The sequence below is a fragment of the Mangrovimonas spongiae genome (assembly GCF_003944795.1).
GTDB lineage: Bacteria > Bacteroidota > Bacteroidia > Flavobacteriales > Flavobacteriaceae > Mangrovimonas > Mangrovimonas spongiae.
This window is the reverse complement of the sequence record NZ_RWBG01000003.1, coordinates 15927-31857: the sequence shown is the minus strand read 5'-3', so window position 1 is coordinate 31857 and position 15931 is coordinate 15927. Positions and strand designations below refer to the sequence as shown.

The 15931-nt window shown below is 34.8% G+C and carries 14 protein-coding genes; 5 read left to right on the top strand and 9 right to left on the bottom strand.

All coding sequences use genetic code 11. From position 1 onward, the window contains the following. Nucleotide 1: 1 nt before the first annotated feature. The 6 genes from EJA19_RS07280 to EJA19_RS07255 all read right to left on the bottom strand — a co-directional run bounded on the left by EJA19_RS07280 (nucleotide 2) and on the right by EJA19_RS07255 (nucleotide 5146). Nucleotides 2-610: an arsenate-mycothiol transferase ArsC gene (locus tag EJA19_RS07280; RefSeq protein ID WP_125467707.1), complete on the bottom strand. Its 609-nt coding sequence runs from the start codon at nucleotides 608-610 to the stop codon at nucleotides 2-4. Between the two features lie 21 nt (nucleotides 611-631). Beyond that, a complete protein-coding gene (locus EJA19_RS07275; protein ID WP_125467706.1) occupies nucleotides 632-1099 on the bottom strand; it encodes a DUF6428 family protein in 468 nt (155 codons plus the stop codon). Between the two features lie 48 nt (nucleotides 1100-1147). Further along, nucleotides 1148-1480 (bottom strand): ArsR/SmtB family transcription factor, encoded by a 333-nt coding sequence (locus EJA19_RS07270; protein WP_125467705.1) that lies wholly within the window; start codon nucleotides 1478-1480, stop codon nucleotides 1148-1150. 74 nt (nucleotides 1481-1554) lie between these two features. Beyond that, on the bottom strand, nucleotides 1555-3396 hold the full coding sequence (locus EJA19_RS07265) for a GNAT family N-acyltransferase (RefSeq protein WP_125467704.1): 1842 nt from the start codon (nucleotides 3394-3396) through the stop codon (nucleotides 1555-1557). Nucleotides 3397-3416: 20 nt separating this feature from the next. Beyond that, entirely contained in the window at nucleotides 3417-4667 is a 1251-nt protein-coding gene (locus EJA19_RS07260; RefSeq protein ID WP_125467703.1) for an aspartate kinase, read from the bottom strand. Then, nucleotides 4667-5146 carry a GNAT family N-acetyltransferase gene (locus EJA19_RS07255; protein WP_125467702.1) on the bottom strand — a complete coding sequence of 160 codons (480 nt, stop codon included), beginning with the start codon at nucleotides 5144-5146 and terminating at the stop codon, nucleotides 4667-4669. The genes EJA19_RS07260 and EJA19_RS07255 overlap by 1 nt, the downstream gene beginning before the upstream one ends. Nucleotides 5147-5271: 125 nt before the next feature. Between EJA19_RS07255 and fbp the strand changes: the two genes are divergently transcribed. Then, complete coding sequence (fbp, locus tag EJA19_RS07250; protein ID WP_125467701.1) at nucleotides 5272-6279, top strand: class 1 fructose-bisphosphatase; 1008 nt, start codon at nucleotides 5272-5274, stop codon at nucleotides 6277-6279. Nucleotides 6280-6330: 51 nt separating this feature from the next. Here fbp and EJA19_RS07245 read toward each other — a convergent pair whose 3' ends face one another. Further along, nucleotides 6331-6762 carry a tellurite resistance TerB family protein gene (locus tag EJA19_RS07245; RefSeq protein WP_125467700.1) on the bottom strand — a complete coding sequence of 144 codons (432 nt, stop codon included), beginning with the start codon at nucleotides 6760-6762 and terminating at the stop codon, nucleotides 6331-6333. A gap of 101 nt (nucleotides 6763-6863) precedes the next feature. Here EJA19_RS07245 and mfd point away from each other — a divergent pair, with 101 nt between their 5' ends. Then, nucleotides 6864-10202 (top strand): transcription-repair coupling factor, encoded by a 3339-nt coding sequence (gene mfd / locus EJA19_RS07240; protein ID WP_125467699.1) that lies wholly within the window; start codon nucleotides 6864-6866, stop codon nucleotides 10200-10202. Nucleotides 10203-10231: 29 nt separating this feature from the next. Beyond that, nucleotides 10232-11533 (top strand): TlpA family protein disulfide reductase, encoded by a 1302-nt coding sequence (locus EJA19_RS07235; RefSeq protein WP_125467698.1) that lies wholly within the window; start codon nucleotides 10232-10234, stop codon nucleotides 11531-11533. Nucleotides 11534-11578: 45 nt separating this feature from the next. Here the strand turns inward: EJA19_RS07235 and EJA19_RS07230 are convergent, their stop codons facing one another. Together EJA19_RS07230 and EJA19_RS07225 are read right to left on the bottom strand one after the other, a co-directional pair. Continuing rightward, a complete protein-coding gene (locus EJA19_RS07230) occupies nucleotides 11579-11938 on the bottom strand; it encodes a YraN family protein (RefSeq protein ID WP_125467697.1) in 360 nt (119 codons plus the stop codon). A gap of 87 nt (nucleotides 11939-12025) precedes the next feature. Beyond that, a complete protein-coding gene (locus EJA19_RS07225) occupies nucleotides 12026-13039 on the bottom strand; it encodes a S66 peptidase family protein (protein ID WP_125467696.1) in 1014 nt (337 codons plus the stop codon). 106 nt (nucleotides 13040-13145) lie between these two features. Here EJA19_RS07225 and metG point away from each other — a divergent pair, with 106 nt between their 5' ends. Both metG and EJA19_RS07215 read left to right on the top strand, forming a co-directional pair. Then, the gene (gene metG / locus EJA19_RS07220; protein ID WP_125467695.1) at nucleotides 13146-15215 is read left to right on the top strand and encodes a methionine--tRNA ligase; all 2070 of its coding nucleotides are present in this window, start codon (nucleotides 13146-13148) and stop codon (nucleotides 15213-15215) included. Next, nucleotides 15216-15842 (top strand): class I SAM-dependent methyltransferase, encoded by a 627-nt coding sequence (locus EJA19_RS07215; protein ID WP_125467694.1) that lies wholly within the window; start codon nucleotides 15216-15218, stop codon nucleotides 15840-15842. Nucleotides 15843-15931: the final 89 nt, after the last annotated feature.

Here is a 15931-nt window from a genome sequence, read left to right as displayed (position 1 = left end):
ACTATTTAATGTTTGAAAATACATAATACATTTCTGCTGCAATTTGCAGACTGCGCTCTTTATATTTAGCCTCTTGCTCTGGTGTACCATCAAAAACTTTGGGGTCTTCAAAGGTGATTGGAATACGTTTTTCTGCACCTGGCACAAATGGGCAACCGGCATCAGCTTGCGAACATGTCATAACGGCTGCAAATCCTGATTTTGGGTTGAATTCACTATCCATACGTTTGGAAAACCCGATAATGGGATGACTGTTTTCAGCATATTTTATAGTATAAATAGGGTTGTTTTCATTGGAAAGCTTTTGAATTTGAAAACCAGATTGTTCCAACACCTTTGCAATCATTGGAAACATAGCCGTTTCTTCTGTTCCGCCTGAATAGCAATAAACGTTCGGCACATTAAAATACGATGCCAATGCTTGCGACCAAATTTGCGACAAATGGCTGCGTCTGGAATTATGAGTACAAATAAAGTTGATGTTTACTGATTGTTTACTATCAATTTTGTTTTGAATAAAATCTATAAGTGGTTGTAAGGTTGCTTTTCTATCGTCTGAAATTGAAATGGTTTGTAACTTTTCAATAGCCATTATTAGTTTTAAGAACATAATTTATGCATGGGTTTTGCCTTAACAACAATTACCGTCTGGAGAACAACAAGGCTCGTTAGATAAATCGGCTAGTTTAACTTTTGGTTTTTCAACAGGAATGCCACAATTATCTTTTGCCAAACAATCGGTTTGTTTTGTGGTTAATAAGAAATTTTCGCCATTAAAATCCAATCCAAATTTCTGAATGGTATCCCCTTGATATTCCACTTCAATATCTAAATCTTTTAACCCAAGTTTTTCTTCTGAAAGCTCTAAAATATGCACCAATTTTTCTGGGTGCAACCTATGGTCATAATCATTGGCATTCCATAATTGCAAACTAATCACGCTTTCGTCTCTTAACGTCCCACCACAATCGATAAATGTTTTGTTAATCTGGCCAACTTCGGTGACGTGAAAGTGACTTGGCACTAACTCGCTATTGGGTAGTTGAAAAGCGATGTTTTGTAAAGGTTTTAAAGCTGATTTTAATTCTGAGAGTGTCATCTTATTTTGTTTTTATTGTGATATTACGATTAATGTGTTCAAATTTTTTTAGCAACAATTTGAGGCGTTATTGACGTCTTGATCTAAAAACGCGTTGAGCAATTGTTTCATTTTTATCCAATTTGTTGTATTAATACAGTAGCAAACGCTAGTGCCCTCTATAGTACCTTGAATTAATCCTAAGTGTTTAAGTTCTTTTAAGTGTTGCGAAATTGTGGGCTGCGCCAATCCTATTTCGTTTACCAAATCGCCGCAAACACAGCTATTTATTTTAAACAAGTGCTCCAAAATAGCCACACGTGCTGGATGACCAAACACTTTGGCTAACTGTGCAATTTGGTTTTGTTTGTCTGTAAAAAGTTCTGATTTAGCTAATCCCACACCCCTTTATTGTTTCATTGCAATATTACGATAAAACTAAGTAATATCAAAAATATACATTGAATTTTAATTCTTTAGGAGTTATTAATTGTATCGTTTTGCTCGGATAGTTTACGCTCCAATTCGGCTTGAAACTCTTCCATCACAGGCTTTACGGTGCTTTCCGGAAGATCAGCAATTTTGATATACATCAATCCGTCAACCGAGTTGTTAAACAACGGATCGACATTAAACGCCACTAGTTTAGCATTTTGTTTTATATACTTTTTAAGCAAGACAGGTAAACGTAAAGCGCCAGGCTCCACCTCATCAATAATTTTATCGAACTTATTTAAATCAGCTTCGGTTTCATCAAACACAAATTCTTTGTCGGCATCATTCAATTTCACCTTAAATTCTTTTTTGGGGCGAACAAATTGTGCCAAATACGGATCGTAGTAATGCGATTTCATAAACTCGATCATTAACGATTTGGAAAAGTTTGAAAATTGATTACTTATACTTACGCCGCCAATTAAATATTTATGTTCTGGATAACGCAATGTAGTATGTACAATACCTTTCCATAGCAAAAACAACGGCATGGGTTTTTGCTGATATTCTTTGATAATAAAAGCACGTCCCATTTCTATGGATTTGCTCATCATAGGGTATACTTCTTGTTCAAAACGAAATAAATCCTGAAGATAAAAGCCGTCTATCCCATACTTTTCAAAAATTTGTGCACCTAAGCCCATGCGGTAAGCTCCAGCAATAACCTTAGCATCGTTATCCCATAAAAACATATGGTGATAATAGGTATCAAAACGGTCTAAATCTATAGCTTCATTGGTACCTTCTCCCACTTCACGGAAAGTTATTTCTCGTAATCGGCCAATCTCTTGTAAAATATTAGGCATTTCTTTAGCCGATGCCAAAAACACCTCATAATTCTTGCTTTCTAATAAACGTAAGTCTTTATCGCGAAGCTTATCAACCTCTTTTTGCATTACTTTCCTATCGACTGGTGTAATGATATTTTTTGGCGGTCTTGGAATTTTTAAAGTTGAAGGAATACTACTTAAGAACTTTCCTTTTTCATCGAAAGAATTGGATAGCATATATGTTTTCCGACGAATAAATTCTGAAAATCCTTTTAAATCTTTATACTCTTCTTGATCTTTTACCGAAATTGGCCGTCCAATTCTCACTTTAATAGTTCGACGTTTTTGGGTAAGTAATTCTGACGGTAATTTGGCTGTTCTAAAGGTGTCGTTAATTTTGGATAGCTTATAAAACAGTTTGCTGTTTTTTGCATGAAAATAAATAGGAACGATCGGCACTTCGGCCTTTTGTGCCAATTTCATGGCGGCTTCTTCCCAAGGGCGATCGACAACTAGTTTGCCATCGCGATAAGTTGATACTTCTCCTGCTGGAAAAATACCTAGAGGATGTCCTTCTTGTAAATGCTTTATAGCATTTTTAAATCCTAAAATGCTCGACTTGGCATCTTTTCGTTTTTCAAAAGGGTTAACTGGTAAAATGTAGGGTTTGATTGGCGCAATACGATGCAATAAAAAATTGGCAATTATTTTAAAATCATCACGCTGTTCCAACATTAACTTTAACAATAAAATACCATCTATTCCGCCTAATGGATGATTGGAAACAGTAATATAAGCGCCATCTTTTGGTAAACGCTTAAAATCTTCATCAGGGATTTCAAAGTTAATTTGAAATTCGCTTAAAATACTGTTTAAAAAATCTAGCTTTTGTAAATGTTTATTACGATTATAAATTTTGTTTAGGGTAGAAATTTTAAGCACCTTCATTAATAACCAACCAATAAATGTGCCCAAAAAACCATACTTATCCATTTGTATAGCTTGGGCAACTTCTTTGGCAGATACCAATCCTGAATTGGTTGATTTACTCATATTTCAAAAATAGTAAAACTTTATTTAGTAACGATTTGCATGGTTGTAGGCGTTAATTGTTTCAGCAACACCTGTTTATCTTTTTCTATTTGCTGAATCGCTACATCGTTATAATGCCTAATAGTATATAATGATACATTTTCGTAACATTCTACTTTAAATTTTGCTTTTAAATGCTGTAATAATTTATCTAGATTGTTATAAACGTTATCTACACAAACTGAAAAACTAATTGCCGAGTTTTGAATAACATCAACCTTCATTTTATATAAATGTAATAAGTTGAAAATATCACTTATATTTTCTTCTACAATGTAAGAAAAATCCAATGATGATAATGAAATAAGCACTTCGTTTTTCTTGACAATAAAACACGGGATTTCTGGTGAGATCCCTTTGCCTTTACAAACAGTAGTTCCGGGTTGTTCTGGGTTTAAAAACGATTTTACACACAACGGAATTTCCTTACGTTGCAAGGGCTGCAATGTTTTGGGGTGAATAACCGACGCGCCATAAAACGCTAACTCTATGGCCTCGCGATAAGAAATAGTATTGAGTAATTGGGCATTTTCAAAATACCGTGGATCGGCATTAAGTACGCCATCTACATCTTTCCAAATAGTGACCTTTTGGGCATTTAAACAATAAGCAAAAATGGCTGCGGTATAATCACTTCCTTCGCGACCAAGCGTTGTAGTAAAATTATTGAAATCGCTTGCTAAAAATCCTTGTGTTATATTTAGTGTGTTCCTTTGATATTGCTTTTGAATTTGCTGTTGTGTATCCTCCCATTTTACATGCGCATTTCTGTAATAACTATCTGTTTTAATACAATCACGAACGTCCAACCACCTGTTTTTTAAACCTATACTGTTTAAGTATTCGCTAATAATAGTTGTAGACACCAACTCGCCAAATCCCACGGTTTGGTCGTAAACAAAATTGTAATCGGGAGATTTATTTCTATCGAAAAACAATGATAAATCATCAAATAAAGTCGTTACTTTTTTAAATACCGAATGTTGTTCGTTTTCAAATAAATCTAATAAAATGGCATTATGAAATTTTTTTACATCTTGGATAGAGCTCTGTAGTTCATTTTTATTATTGAAATAATTAGACACCACTTTCTCCAATGCATTAGTAGTTTTACCCATTGCAGAAACCACCATTAATGTATTATCGTAACCCGTGGTTTGTAATACTTTTACTAAGTTTTTTACTCCATTAGCATCTTTTACCGAAGCGCCTCCAAATTTAAATACTTGCATTATAGTTTGGATAAATAGTTTTCTATACCACTTTCATCTAACTGAACAACATCCCAATCGCGCATAACATTCGCGCCATTTTTTTCGTAAAATGTAATAGCGGGTTCGTTCCAATCTAAAACCTCCCAACAAATACGTTTTACACCTAATTTTTTACCATATTTTACAACTTCGTCTAACAAAGCTTTACCTAAACCATTACCACGAGAGTTCTGTTTAACAATTAAATCTTCAAGATGTAAGGCTTGTCCTTTCCAAGTAGAAAATCGCTTGTAAACCAAAGCCATGCCAACAATGCTATTATTTATTTCGGCAACAAAACAGTGAAAAGCTGGTTGTAATCCAAAACCATAATGTTCTAAATCTGAAACCGCGATTTCAACAGCGTCGGGTTCTTTTTCATAAACAGCCAGTTCTTGGATAAGCTCCAAAACTTGTGGCATGTCTTTTTTTTGGGCAGTACGGATGGAAAATGTCATAGTTAATTTTAATCAACTCAAAGATAACCCAAACTTAAACATTAAATTGTATAATGTTAAACGAAAACGTTGTAGTTGCGTAAAAAACTTCGATATTTGCAGAACAATCATCTCAAACATATTATATGTCTATTAAAAAGCAAACGCTAGGTGAGTTTATTATAGAAAATCAAGCGTCCTTTAAATACACCTCAGGAGAACTTTCAAGACTTATTAATTCTATTCGGTTAGCTGCAAAAGTGGTAAATCACGAAGTAAACAAGGCTGGATTGGTAGATATTATTGGTGCTGCTGGTGAAACCAATGTTCAAGGGGAAGACCAACAAAAACTAGATGTGTATGCTAACGAAAAATTTATACACACTTTAACCAACAGAAATATTGTTTGTGGTATTGCCAGTGAGGAAGAAGATGATTTTGTGGCCATAAACAGCCAGGATGAAAACAACCAAAATAAATATGTCGTTTTAATTGATCCTTTAGATGGATCGTCTAATATTGATGTGAACGTTTCGGTAGGAACTATTTTTTCCATTTACAGACGTGTTACACCACTTGGAACACCTGTTACGATAGACGATTTTCTTCAAAAAGGAAATCAGCAAGTAGCGGCAGGATATGTGGTTTATGGCACCTCAACTATGTTGGTTTACACCACAGGCCACGGTGTAAATGGGTTTACGTTAAACCCTGCAATTGGTACATTTTATTTGTCTCACCCCGACATGCAATTTCCTGAAGACGGAAAAATCTATTCAGTAAACGAAGGAAACTACATTCACTTTCCTCAAGGGGTAAAAGACTATATTAAATATTGCCAAATGGAAGAAGGAGACAGACCTTATACCTCTCGTTACATTGGTTCTTTGGTATCCGATTTTCATAGAAATATGATTAAAGGCGGTATTTATATGTATCCTAAACACTCTAAAAACTCCAATGGAAAACTGCGCTTACTTTACGAATGCAACCCCATGGCATTTTTAGCTGAACAAGCCAACGGAAAAGCTAGTAATGGCCATACCCGAATTATGGATATTGAGCCTACCGAATTGCACCAACGTGTACCATTTTTCTGCGGCAGTAAAAATATGGTAGAAAAAGTAGAAGAGTTTATTAAAAAATACGAATAAAAAAAAGCGAACCAACTGGTTCGCTTTTTATTTATATACTATTTAAAACGGTTATTTGTTCATCGTTTTAATTTCTTCAATAAACGTGTCCAAATCTACACCTTGATGTACTAAGCTTAATGCTTTATCGGTAATATATTTTGCATTATCAGATCTAAACCCTAAGCCAATACTTAGTTTTTCTAGTAATTTAACTTGACCTTCCGTTTCTATTTGATCTGCCCAAACCATACGAGCCAAATCATATAAACGCTCTAAACGTATATCATAGGATGTTGGTGGGTTAATTGGATGTGTATTATAATCTTTCAAAATTTGTTTATAATCGTTTTGGCTTATATCTAAATTTCTAGCCAAACGATCTAAAAACTTGCGTTCTTCAACAGTAATAACGCCATCGCTCATTGCAACTCTAACAATAGCAGCAAAGTGGTCTTCGTTACGTTTTTTAAACCCACTATCGAATAAATCTGAAATTGACATATCTTCTTATTTTTAAAAGTCGTGCAAATATAGCATTTATTACTAGTAAATAAACACAAAGTACCTAACAAAAATTCTATATTTGCACAAAATATTTTGCTTTGAGTAAATCTACCCTCTCGCAAACCTTTGCACAGACTTTGCAAACGCAAAATCTGCAAACTGCTATTGCCCAATCCCAAACAAGAACACATTTAAAAGGTCTTGTAGGCTCGTCGCTATCTTTTGTACTTTCAGAATCTTTTAAAAATTCAGATAAGCCATTCTTACTTGTATTTAATGACAAAGAAGAAGCCGCTTTTTATTTAAACGATTTAGAATTGCTTCTTAACGACAAGGATGTCTTATTTTATCCGGGAAGTTATCGCAGGCCTTATCAAATTGAAGAAACCGATAACGCTAACGTACTTCTTCGTGCCGAGGTTTTAAACCGTATTAATTCTAGAAAAAAGCCAGCTATTATTGTTACTTATCCAGACGCTTTGTTTGAACAAGTAGTTACTAGACGTGAGTTAGAACGCAATACCTTAAAAATTTCTGTAAACGATAATTTATCTATCGATTTTGTAAACGAAGTCTTGTTCGATTATAAGTTTAAACGTGTAGATTTTGTAACCGAACCTGGAGAATTTTCGGTACGTGGTGGTATTGTAGATGTGTTTTCATTTTCTCACGATGAACCGTATCGTATTGAGTTTTTTGGAGATGAAGTCGATAGTATTCGTACGTTTGATGTTGAAACACAACTCTCCACAGATCAAGTTAAAAAAATTAGTATTATTCCTAATGTGGCCAATAAGCTTATGGAAGAAAGCCGCCAGAGTTTTCTAAAATATTTGGCACATAAAACGGTGGTGTTTTTAAACCATTCGGAGCTATTGTTTTCTAGGGTTGATAGTTTATTTCAAAAAGCAGAAGAAACATTTAAAACGCTTTCAAAAGATATTAAACATGCACAACCTGAAGAATTATTCTGCAATTCAACAATGTTGAAAAAGCAGTTATTAGACTTTACTTTAGTTGAATTTGGGCAACAAGCGCTTTTTAACCCAGAAGAGGTTATTACGTTTAACACCTCGCCACAACCAGCTTTCAACAAGCAATTTAATTTACTTATTGAAAACCTTAACCTACATCACAATAAAGGTTATACTAATTATATTGCTTGTGTAAGTGAGCAACAAGCCAAACGATTTCATGATATTTTTGACGATGTTGAAGACGATGTTCATTATCAAACCGTGGTGTTATCTTTATATCAAGGATTTATAGATCATGAAAACAAAATAACCTGTTACACCGATCATCAAATTTTTGAACGTTATCATAAATTTCACCTTAAAAATGGCTACGCTAAAAAACAAGCCATTACTCTTAAGGAGTTAACTAACTTAGATATTGGTGATTATGTTACTCATATAGATCATGGTATTGGGCGTTTTGGCGGACTTCAAAAAATAGATGTAGAAGGCAAAAAACAAGAAGCTATTAAACTGATTTACGGCGAACGGGACATTTTATATTTAAGCATCCACTCGCTACATAAAATCACCAAATTTAACGGCAAAGACGGCAAACCACCTAAAGTATACAAATTAGGCAGCAAAGCATGGAAAACCTTAAAACAAAAAACAAAGAAAAAGGTTAAAGAAATTGCCTTTAACTTAATTAAACTTTATGCCAAACGTAAACTAGAAAAAGGCTATCAATACAATCCAGACAGTTATATGCAGCATGAGTTAGAAGCCTCTTTTTTATACGAAGACACGCCAGACCAAAGCTCTGCTACTGCCGATATAAAAGCTGATATGGAAAGTGAACGCCCCATGGACAGATTAGTTTGTGGCGATGTAGGATTTGGTAAAACCGAAGTCGCTATTCGTGCAGCATTCAAAGCTGTTGACAATGGTAAACAAGTGGCTGTTTTAGTACCTACTACCATTTTGGCTTATCAACATTATCGTACCTTTAAAGAGCGTTTAAAAGATTTTCCTGTAACGGTAGATTATGTAAACCGGTTTAGAACTGCCAAAGAAAAACGTATTACCTTAGAAAATCTTGAAAATGGTGCTGTAGATATTATTATTGGAACCCATCAACTGGCCAATAAAACTGTCAAGTTTAAAGATCTTGGTTTACTAATTGTAGATGAAGAGCAAAAGTTTGGTGTTTCGGTAAAAGAAAAACTACGTACTTTAAAAGAAAATATCGATGTTTTAACACTAACCGCAACCCCTATTCCGCGTACATTACAGTTTAGTTTAATGGCTGCACGAGATTTATCAACAATCTCAACACCACCACCAAATCGTTATCCTATCGAGAGTCATGTTATTCGTTTTAGCGAAGAAACCATTCGCGATGCTGTAAGCTATGAAATACAACGTGGCGGACAAATTTTCTTTATTCATAATAGAATTGAAAACATTAAAGAAGTTGCTGGACTCTTACAACGTTTAGCCCCAGACGCCAAAATTGCTATTGGCCATGGGCAAATGGATGGAAAAAAACTAGAAAAATTAATGTTAGGATTCATGAATGGTGAATTCGACATCTTAGTTAGTACAACTATTGTAGAAAGCGGTCTTGATGTGCCTAATGCTAACACCATTTTCATAAACAATGCTAATAATTTTGGTCTGAGTGACTTACACCAAATGCGTGGTCGTGTTGGGCGTAGTAACAAAAAGGCATTTTGTTATTTTATCACTCCAGAATATTCTGCCATGACAGAAGATGCAAGAAAACGTATTACAGCTTTAGCACAATTTACAGAGCTTGGCAGTGGGTTTAATATAGCGATGAAAGATTTAGAAATTCGTGGTGCTGGCGATTTATTGGGAGGCGAACAAAGCGGATTTATTAACGATATTGGTTTTGATACGTATCAAAAAATCCTTAACGAAGCTATAGAAGAATTAAAAGAAAACGAATTTAAAGAGCTTTACAAAGACGATAATAAACCTAAACAATATGTTAAAGACGTTACCATAGATACCGACTTCGAAATTTTATTCCCAGACGACTATGTTAATAATATTACCGAACGTTTAAATTTATACACCAAACTAAACGAGCTTAAAACCGAAAAGGATTTAGAAAGCTTTGAAAAAGATATTGTTGATCGTTTTGGCGAACTTCCAAACCAAGTCATCGATTTATTTAATAGTGTACGTGTAAAATGGTTAGCAGAAAAAATAGGTCTGGAAAAAGTCGTTATGAAAAAAGGAAAACTTATCGGATATTTTATAACTAATCAACAAAGCGGATTTTACCAAAGCAACGCTTTTACTAACGTATTAAAGTTTGTTCAAACACATCCGCAAAGCTGTAAAATGAAAGAAAAACAAACCCGTAACGGGTTACGCCTATTACTTACTTTTGATAAGATATCGTCGGTAAATAAAGCTATGGAAGCTTTAAAACCTATTGTGGCTTAATAATTGTATAACTAAAGTAAAAATCACAAATGATAAAAAAACTCGTTGTTTTAGTTGTTTTTATATGTAATGTCTCTTGGGCTCAACACACCATAAATGGTACTTTTATGCCTCCTGAAGAGTTTAGCTATGTCTTTTTATATCAAGCCACACCTAAAGGTGCTAACTATGTTAGTCAAAGTGACGTTTCTCCAGAAGGTAAATTTAGTATTACCATCGATTCTACTTACAAAAAAGGCATTTACAAACTTGTTTATGCGCTTCCTCCTGAAGACAACAATTTTGATGTTCTTTACAACGGAAAAGACGACATTACCTTACATTTTAACTTAGATAAAGGTGTTGAATACTCGCAATCTAAAGACAATAAACTATGGGCTTCCTACCAAAATAGTATGGAAGCTGCCAACACAACCATCAATCATTTTTACAGCAATGATGGAAAATCGTCATCAACATTCATAAAAATATTCAACACATTAAAAGATGCGCAATTGGCTTTTGAAAATGCTGCGAAAGATAATCCTATGGCTTTAGAGTTTATTAAAGCAAATAAACCATATATTCCAACATCGTATGAAGATTATAACACCTACACAACGCATGTAAAAACACACTTTTTAGATTATTTAAACTTTGAGAGTCAACTTTTATTGAGTTCAGATTTTTTAACCAATAAAGTGTTTGCCTTTGTATTTGGCATGTCTAATACAAATAGCGACTACAAAACACAGATAGATCGTTTGACTAAAAAAATCACAACTGTTGAAACCAAAACAGCCTATTTAGAAATGCTTTGGCAAGAGTTTGTTAATCAAGGTAACGATGTTATGGCTAATTATATTACAGACACCTATTTGTTAGATTTTGCTAATGCGCAAAACAATACCAATTTAGCTACAATGATAACAACCTATAAAAGAACCTCAAAAGGTAGTTTAGCTCCTAATTTCGATGTGATTTTTAATTCAAAAAACACAACACTTCATAACCTAAATAACGCCAATAAATACCTTGTTGTATTTTGGAGTAGCACTTGCGGGCATTGCCTAAAAGAATTACCGCAACTGGAAACCTTTGTGAAAGACATTCCTAAAAACGAATTAATGGTTATTGCTTTAGGTATGGAAGATGATGATAAAAATTGGTTAGAAACCATTCCAAAATTCCCTGATTTCACACATGTTTTAGGGCTTCAAAAATGGAACAATCCTGTAGCGAAAAGTTATGGTGTTACCTCTACGCCTACTTACTTTTTGTTAGATAAAGACAAAACTATAATTGCTAAACCTTACGATGTAAACGCTGTAAAAGAAGCTTTAAAACAGTAATTTTTACAGAATTCTAGCAAAACGTTAACAACGTCTATCTTTTTATTAAAAATGAAAAAAAGCATCTTCGAGATGTTCTATTTCAAAAGTATTTTTTTGCTTTACAATAGCAATAATATCAAAACGCACCTCGACATCTAACCCATTTTCGGTCACGTATTCGTCAACAGCTTTTACGAGATTTTTAATTTGTTTGGGTTTTACAAAATCTTGCGGATTGCCAAAATCGGCCGTGGAGCGAGTTTTCACCTCAACTATTGCCAAAGTATCTTTTTGTTGTGCAATAATATCAACTTCGGCTTTATCAAAACGGTAGTTTCGTTCTACGATATCATAGCCTTTTTGTAAAAGAAAATCTACCGCCAACTGTTCACCTTTTTTGCCAAGTTCGTTGTGTTGTGCCATAATATCACTGCGAAAGCAGAAATCTCCTGCTTGTATTACTTTTTTACAAAATAGATTCTGAATCAAGTTCAGAATGACAAATAATTATTATTCAAATACTAGTATTGATTGCTCTTTGTTAACTGTTAGTTGTGCAGTTTTTCCCAAAATCATTGCGCGGTTATCATCTTCGTGCCCCGTTGGCATGTTGAACGCTACAGGGAAATCATATTCAGCAAGTACATCAAGGATAAGCTGTTCTATCGAGCTTCCCCAAGCTGTGGTATTCTTTCTCAACTTAGTCATATCGCCAACAATTACTCCTGCGCAATCATCAAAATATCCAGCGCGTTTTAGGCTTTGCAACATTCTATCTATATGATATTTGTACTCGCCTATTTCTTCAAAAAACAAAATTTTACCTTTGGTATTTATACTAGTATTAGATCCTAACATGGTATGCAAAATGGTTAAATTTCCCCCTACTATAGGCGCAGAAACTTTACCCCCTTTATTGTATTTAGAGCCTTTCAACGTATAGCTTAACGATTCGCCAAAAAGGGCTTTTTTAAACGTAGCAATAGTCTGCTCTAAATTGGTTTTATCTTTGGTCATACTTGTACACATCATGGCGTGTATGCTTTCAAAGCCCAAAACATTTAACTGATTATGCAATGCTGTAATATCGCTATAACCAATAACCCATTTAGGGTGTTTTCTAAATTTGGTATAATCCAATTTATCCAAAATTCGTACCGTTCCATAACCACCTCTTGCAGCCCAAATAGCACTAATACTTGGGTCGTCCATAGCGTGTTGTAAATCTTCGCAACGTTCATCGTCGGTTCCAGCAAAATGATCGTCTTGCTTAAAAACGTGTTCACCAATAATAACGTGCAACCCCCAGCTTTTTAATAACGCAACAGAGCGATTAACTTCATCTTGTCTATGTTTTAAAATCCCCGAAGGCGCCACAATAGCAACAGTATCGCCAACTTTTAAGTATGGTGGTTGTATCAATGTTTTTATGTCTTTTTGTATGGCTGCTTGTGCTTTCAATGTTGGATTTCCAAAGCAAGAGAACAACACACAAATGCCAATAATTAGTATGTTTTTAGTCATATGGGTAAATGTACATTTTTTTTCAGAAACGCTCTTAATTTACGTACTTTTGCCTTCATAAATTTAAGGTCTCAAACTACGACCGTCAACATATAAGATTTTTAAAATGAGTCAACCAAAACGATATACTATTACCGCAGCATTACCTTACACCAATGGCCCAATTCATATCGGGCATTTGGCTGGTGTATATGTGCCTGCCGATATTTATGCACGCTACCAACGTTTGCAGGGCAACGATGTAGCGTTTATTTGTGGTAGCGACGAACACGGTGTACCTATTACCATAAAAGCTAAAAAAGAAGGTGTCACACCTCAAGATATTGTTGATAAATATCACGCCATTATAAAAACGTCGTTTGAAGATTTTGGTATCTCGTTTGATAATTACTCACGTACTTCAGCGCCAATTCACCACGAAACGGCACAAGAATTTTTTAAAACCTTGTATGATAAAGGGGAATTTATAGAAGAGGTTACCGAGCAACTTTACGATGCTGAAGCCAATCAGTTTTTGGCCGACAGATTCGTTATAGGAACGTGTCCAAAATGTGGTTTTGAAGAAGCTTATGGCGACCAATGTGAAAAATGCGGTACCAGCCATAATGCTACCGATTTAATTAACCCTAAATCGGCCATCACAGGAAACACTCCAACTTTAAAAGAAACCAAACACTGGTTTTTACCGTTAGATAAACACGAAGCCTTTTTAAAAGAATGGATTTTAAAAGGCCATAAGAAAGATTGGAAACCTAACGTTTACGGACAAGTAAAATCGTGGATTGACGATGGACTTCGTCCACGTGCAGTTACCCGTGATTTGGATTGGGGTATCCCTGTTCCTGTGGAAGGTGGTGAAGGCAAAGTTCTTTATGTGTGGTTCGATGCGCCAATTGGGTATATTTCGGCCACCAAAGAATGGGCACAACGCGAAGGTAAAGATTGGCAATCCTATTGGAAAAATGAAGATACCAAACTGGTACACTTTATCGGGAAAGACAATATCGTTTTTCATTGTATTATTTTCCCGAGTATGTTAAAAGCCGAAGGGTCATATATTTTACCTGACAATGTACCTGCCAACGAGTTTTTAAACCTTGAAGGCAACAAATTATCTACCTCGAAAAACTGGGCCGTTTGGTTACCAGAATATTTAGAAGATTTCCCAGATAAACAAGATGTACTACGTTATGCCTTAACGGCCAATGCACCGGAAACCAAGGATAACGACTTTACATGGAAAGATTTTCAAGCAAGAAACAACAACGAGCTCGTCGCTATTTTCGGGAACTTTATAAACCGTGTTGTCGTACTAACCAACAAATACTATAATGGTATGGTTCCTGAAGCATCAGAGTTTACATCTGTAGATGAAGAAACTTTGGCCACTTTAAAAGCTTATCCTGCGGTTATTTCTAGTTCTATTGAGCGTTACCGTTTCCGAGAAGCTAGTCAGGAATTAATGAATTTAGCCCGATTAGGAAACAAATACTTAGCCGATGAAGAACCTTGGAAAGTGATTAAAGAAGATGAAGCGCGTACGAAAACTATTATGTACGTGGCTCTCCAAATAGCTTCTGCTTTAGCCACTTTAAGCGAACCGTTTTTACCGTTTACTTCTAAAAAATTAAAACACATTCTTTGTCATTCTGAACTTGATTCAGAATCTTCTTGGAACGATATTTCCACAAAAGAGGAATTACTTTCAGCAGGACATCACATAGGAAAAGCCGAGTTGTTATTCAGTAAAATTGAAGATACAGCCATCCAAACGCAGTTGGACAAATTAGAAGCCAGTAAAAAAGCTAACGAAGCAGCTAATAAATCTGTAGAACCACAAAAGGACGAAATCAATTTTGAGGATTTCACCAAACTAGATATGCGTGTGGGTACTATTATTGAAGCTGAAAAAATGCCAAAAACAAAAAAATTATTGGTATTAAAAGTTGATACAGGTATCGATATACGAACCGTAGTTTCTGGTATTGCTGAAAGCTATAAACCAGAAGATGTTATTGGTAAAAAAGTTACTGTATTGGTAAATTTAGCACCAAGAAAATTACGTGGTGTAGAAAGTCAAGGGATGATTTTAATGACCGAGACAGCCGAAGGCAAATTAGTGTTTGTTAACCCAGATGCTAAAGAAGAAGCAGCAAACGGATTGCAAATAAGTTAAATGGACCAAAAATTACATTGGAATACCGTTTATAATACCAAAACCGATGCTGAATTAGGTTGGTACGAAAAACAACCTCAGCAAACATTAGCATTGGTGGAAAGGTGTAACTTACCTAAAACCGCATCTATTTTAAATGTAGGTGCGGGAACCACAACGCTCGTAGATCACCTTTTAGAGCAAGGTTATCAAAACCTTATTGCTAACGATTTAAGCAACGTTGCTTTACAACAACTTAAAGAACGTATACACAAGTTATATAATCACGATTTAACCACAATTTGTGATGATTTAACACAATCCAAAAATCTTAACAACATCCAAGAAATCGATTTATGGATTGATCGTGCTGTATTGCATTTTTTCTTATCAGAAGAAGCCATTACCAACTATTTTAACCTCATAAAGCATACCGTAAAAATTGGTGGATTTGTCCTTATAGCTGTTTTTGCACTTAATGGTGCTGAAAAATGTAGCGGTTTACCCTTAAAACGCTACAATGTCAAAATGCTACAAGATCAATTAGGTGCTTCCTTTAAATTAATTACAGATGTAAATTACACCTATACAAACCCTTTTGGTGGAGAAAGACCTTACATTTATACACTGTTCCAAAGAATACCTTAAAATAGCTCATCAAGTATTTGAAAAAATACTACATTTATTAAAAAATCTCGATTATCGAGTAACGTTAAATTCGCGTTAAAAACAACATT

Bases quoted from the DNA above. Each gene is read 5' to 3' on its own strand.
- fbp (WP_125467701.1), top strand. From the start codon at position 5,272: ATGTCTATTAAAAAGCAAACGCTAGGTGAGTTTATTATAGAAAATCAA.
- EJA19_RS07280 (WP_125467707.1), bottom strand. From the start codon at position 610: ATGTTCTTAAAACTAATAATGGCTATTGAAAAGTTACAAACCATTTCA.
- EJA19_RS07225 (WP_125467696.1), bottom strand. From the start codon at position 13,039: ATGACTAAAAACATACTAATTATTGGCATTTGTGTGTTGTTCTCTTGC.
- EJA19_RS07265 (WP_125467704.1), bottom strand. From the start codon at position 3,396: ATGAGTAAATCAACCAATTCAGGATTGGTATCTGCCAAAGAAGTTGCC.
- EJA19_RS07275 (WP_125467706.1), bottom strand. From the start codon at position 1,099: ATGACACTCTCAGAATTAAAATCAGCTTTAAAACCTTTACAAAACATC.
- metG (WP_125467695.1), top strand. From the start codon at position 13,146: ATGAGTCAACCAAAACGATATACTATTACCGCAGCATTACCTTACACC.
- EJA19_RS07260 (WP_125467703.1), bottom strand. From the start codon at position 4,667: ATGCAAGTATTTAAATTTGGAGGCGCTTCGGTAAAAGATGCTAATGGA.
- EJA19_RS07245 (WP_125467700.1), bottom strand. From the start codon at position 6,762: ATGTCAATTTCAGATTTATTCGATAGTGGGTTTAAAAAACGTAACGAA.
- EJA19_RS07230 (WP_125467697.1), bottom strand. From the start codon at position 11,938: ATGGCACAACACAACGAACTTGGCAAAAAAGGTGAACAGTTGGCGGTA.
- EJA19_RS07235 (WP_125467698.1), top strand. From the start codon at position 10,232: ATGATAAAAAAACTCGTTGTTTTAGTTGTTTTTATATGTAATGTCTCT.
- EJA19_RS07255 (WP_125467702.1), bottom strand. From the start codon at position 5,146: ATGACATTTTCCATCCGTACTGCCCAAAAAAAAGACATGCCACAAGTT.
- EJA19_RS07215 (WP_125467694.1), top strand. From the start codon at position 15,216: ATGGACCAAAAATTACATTGGAATACCGTTTATAATACCAAAACCGAT.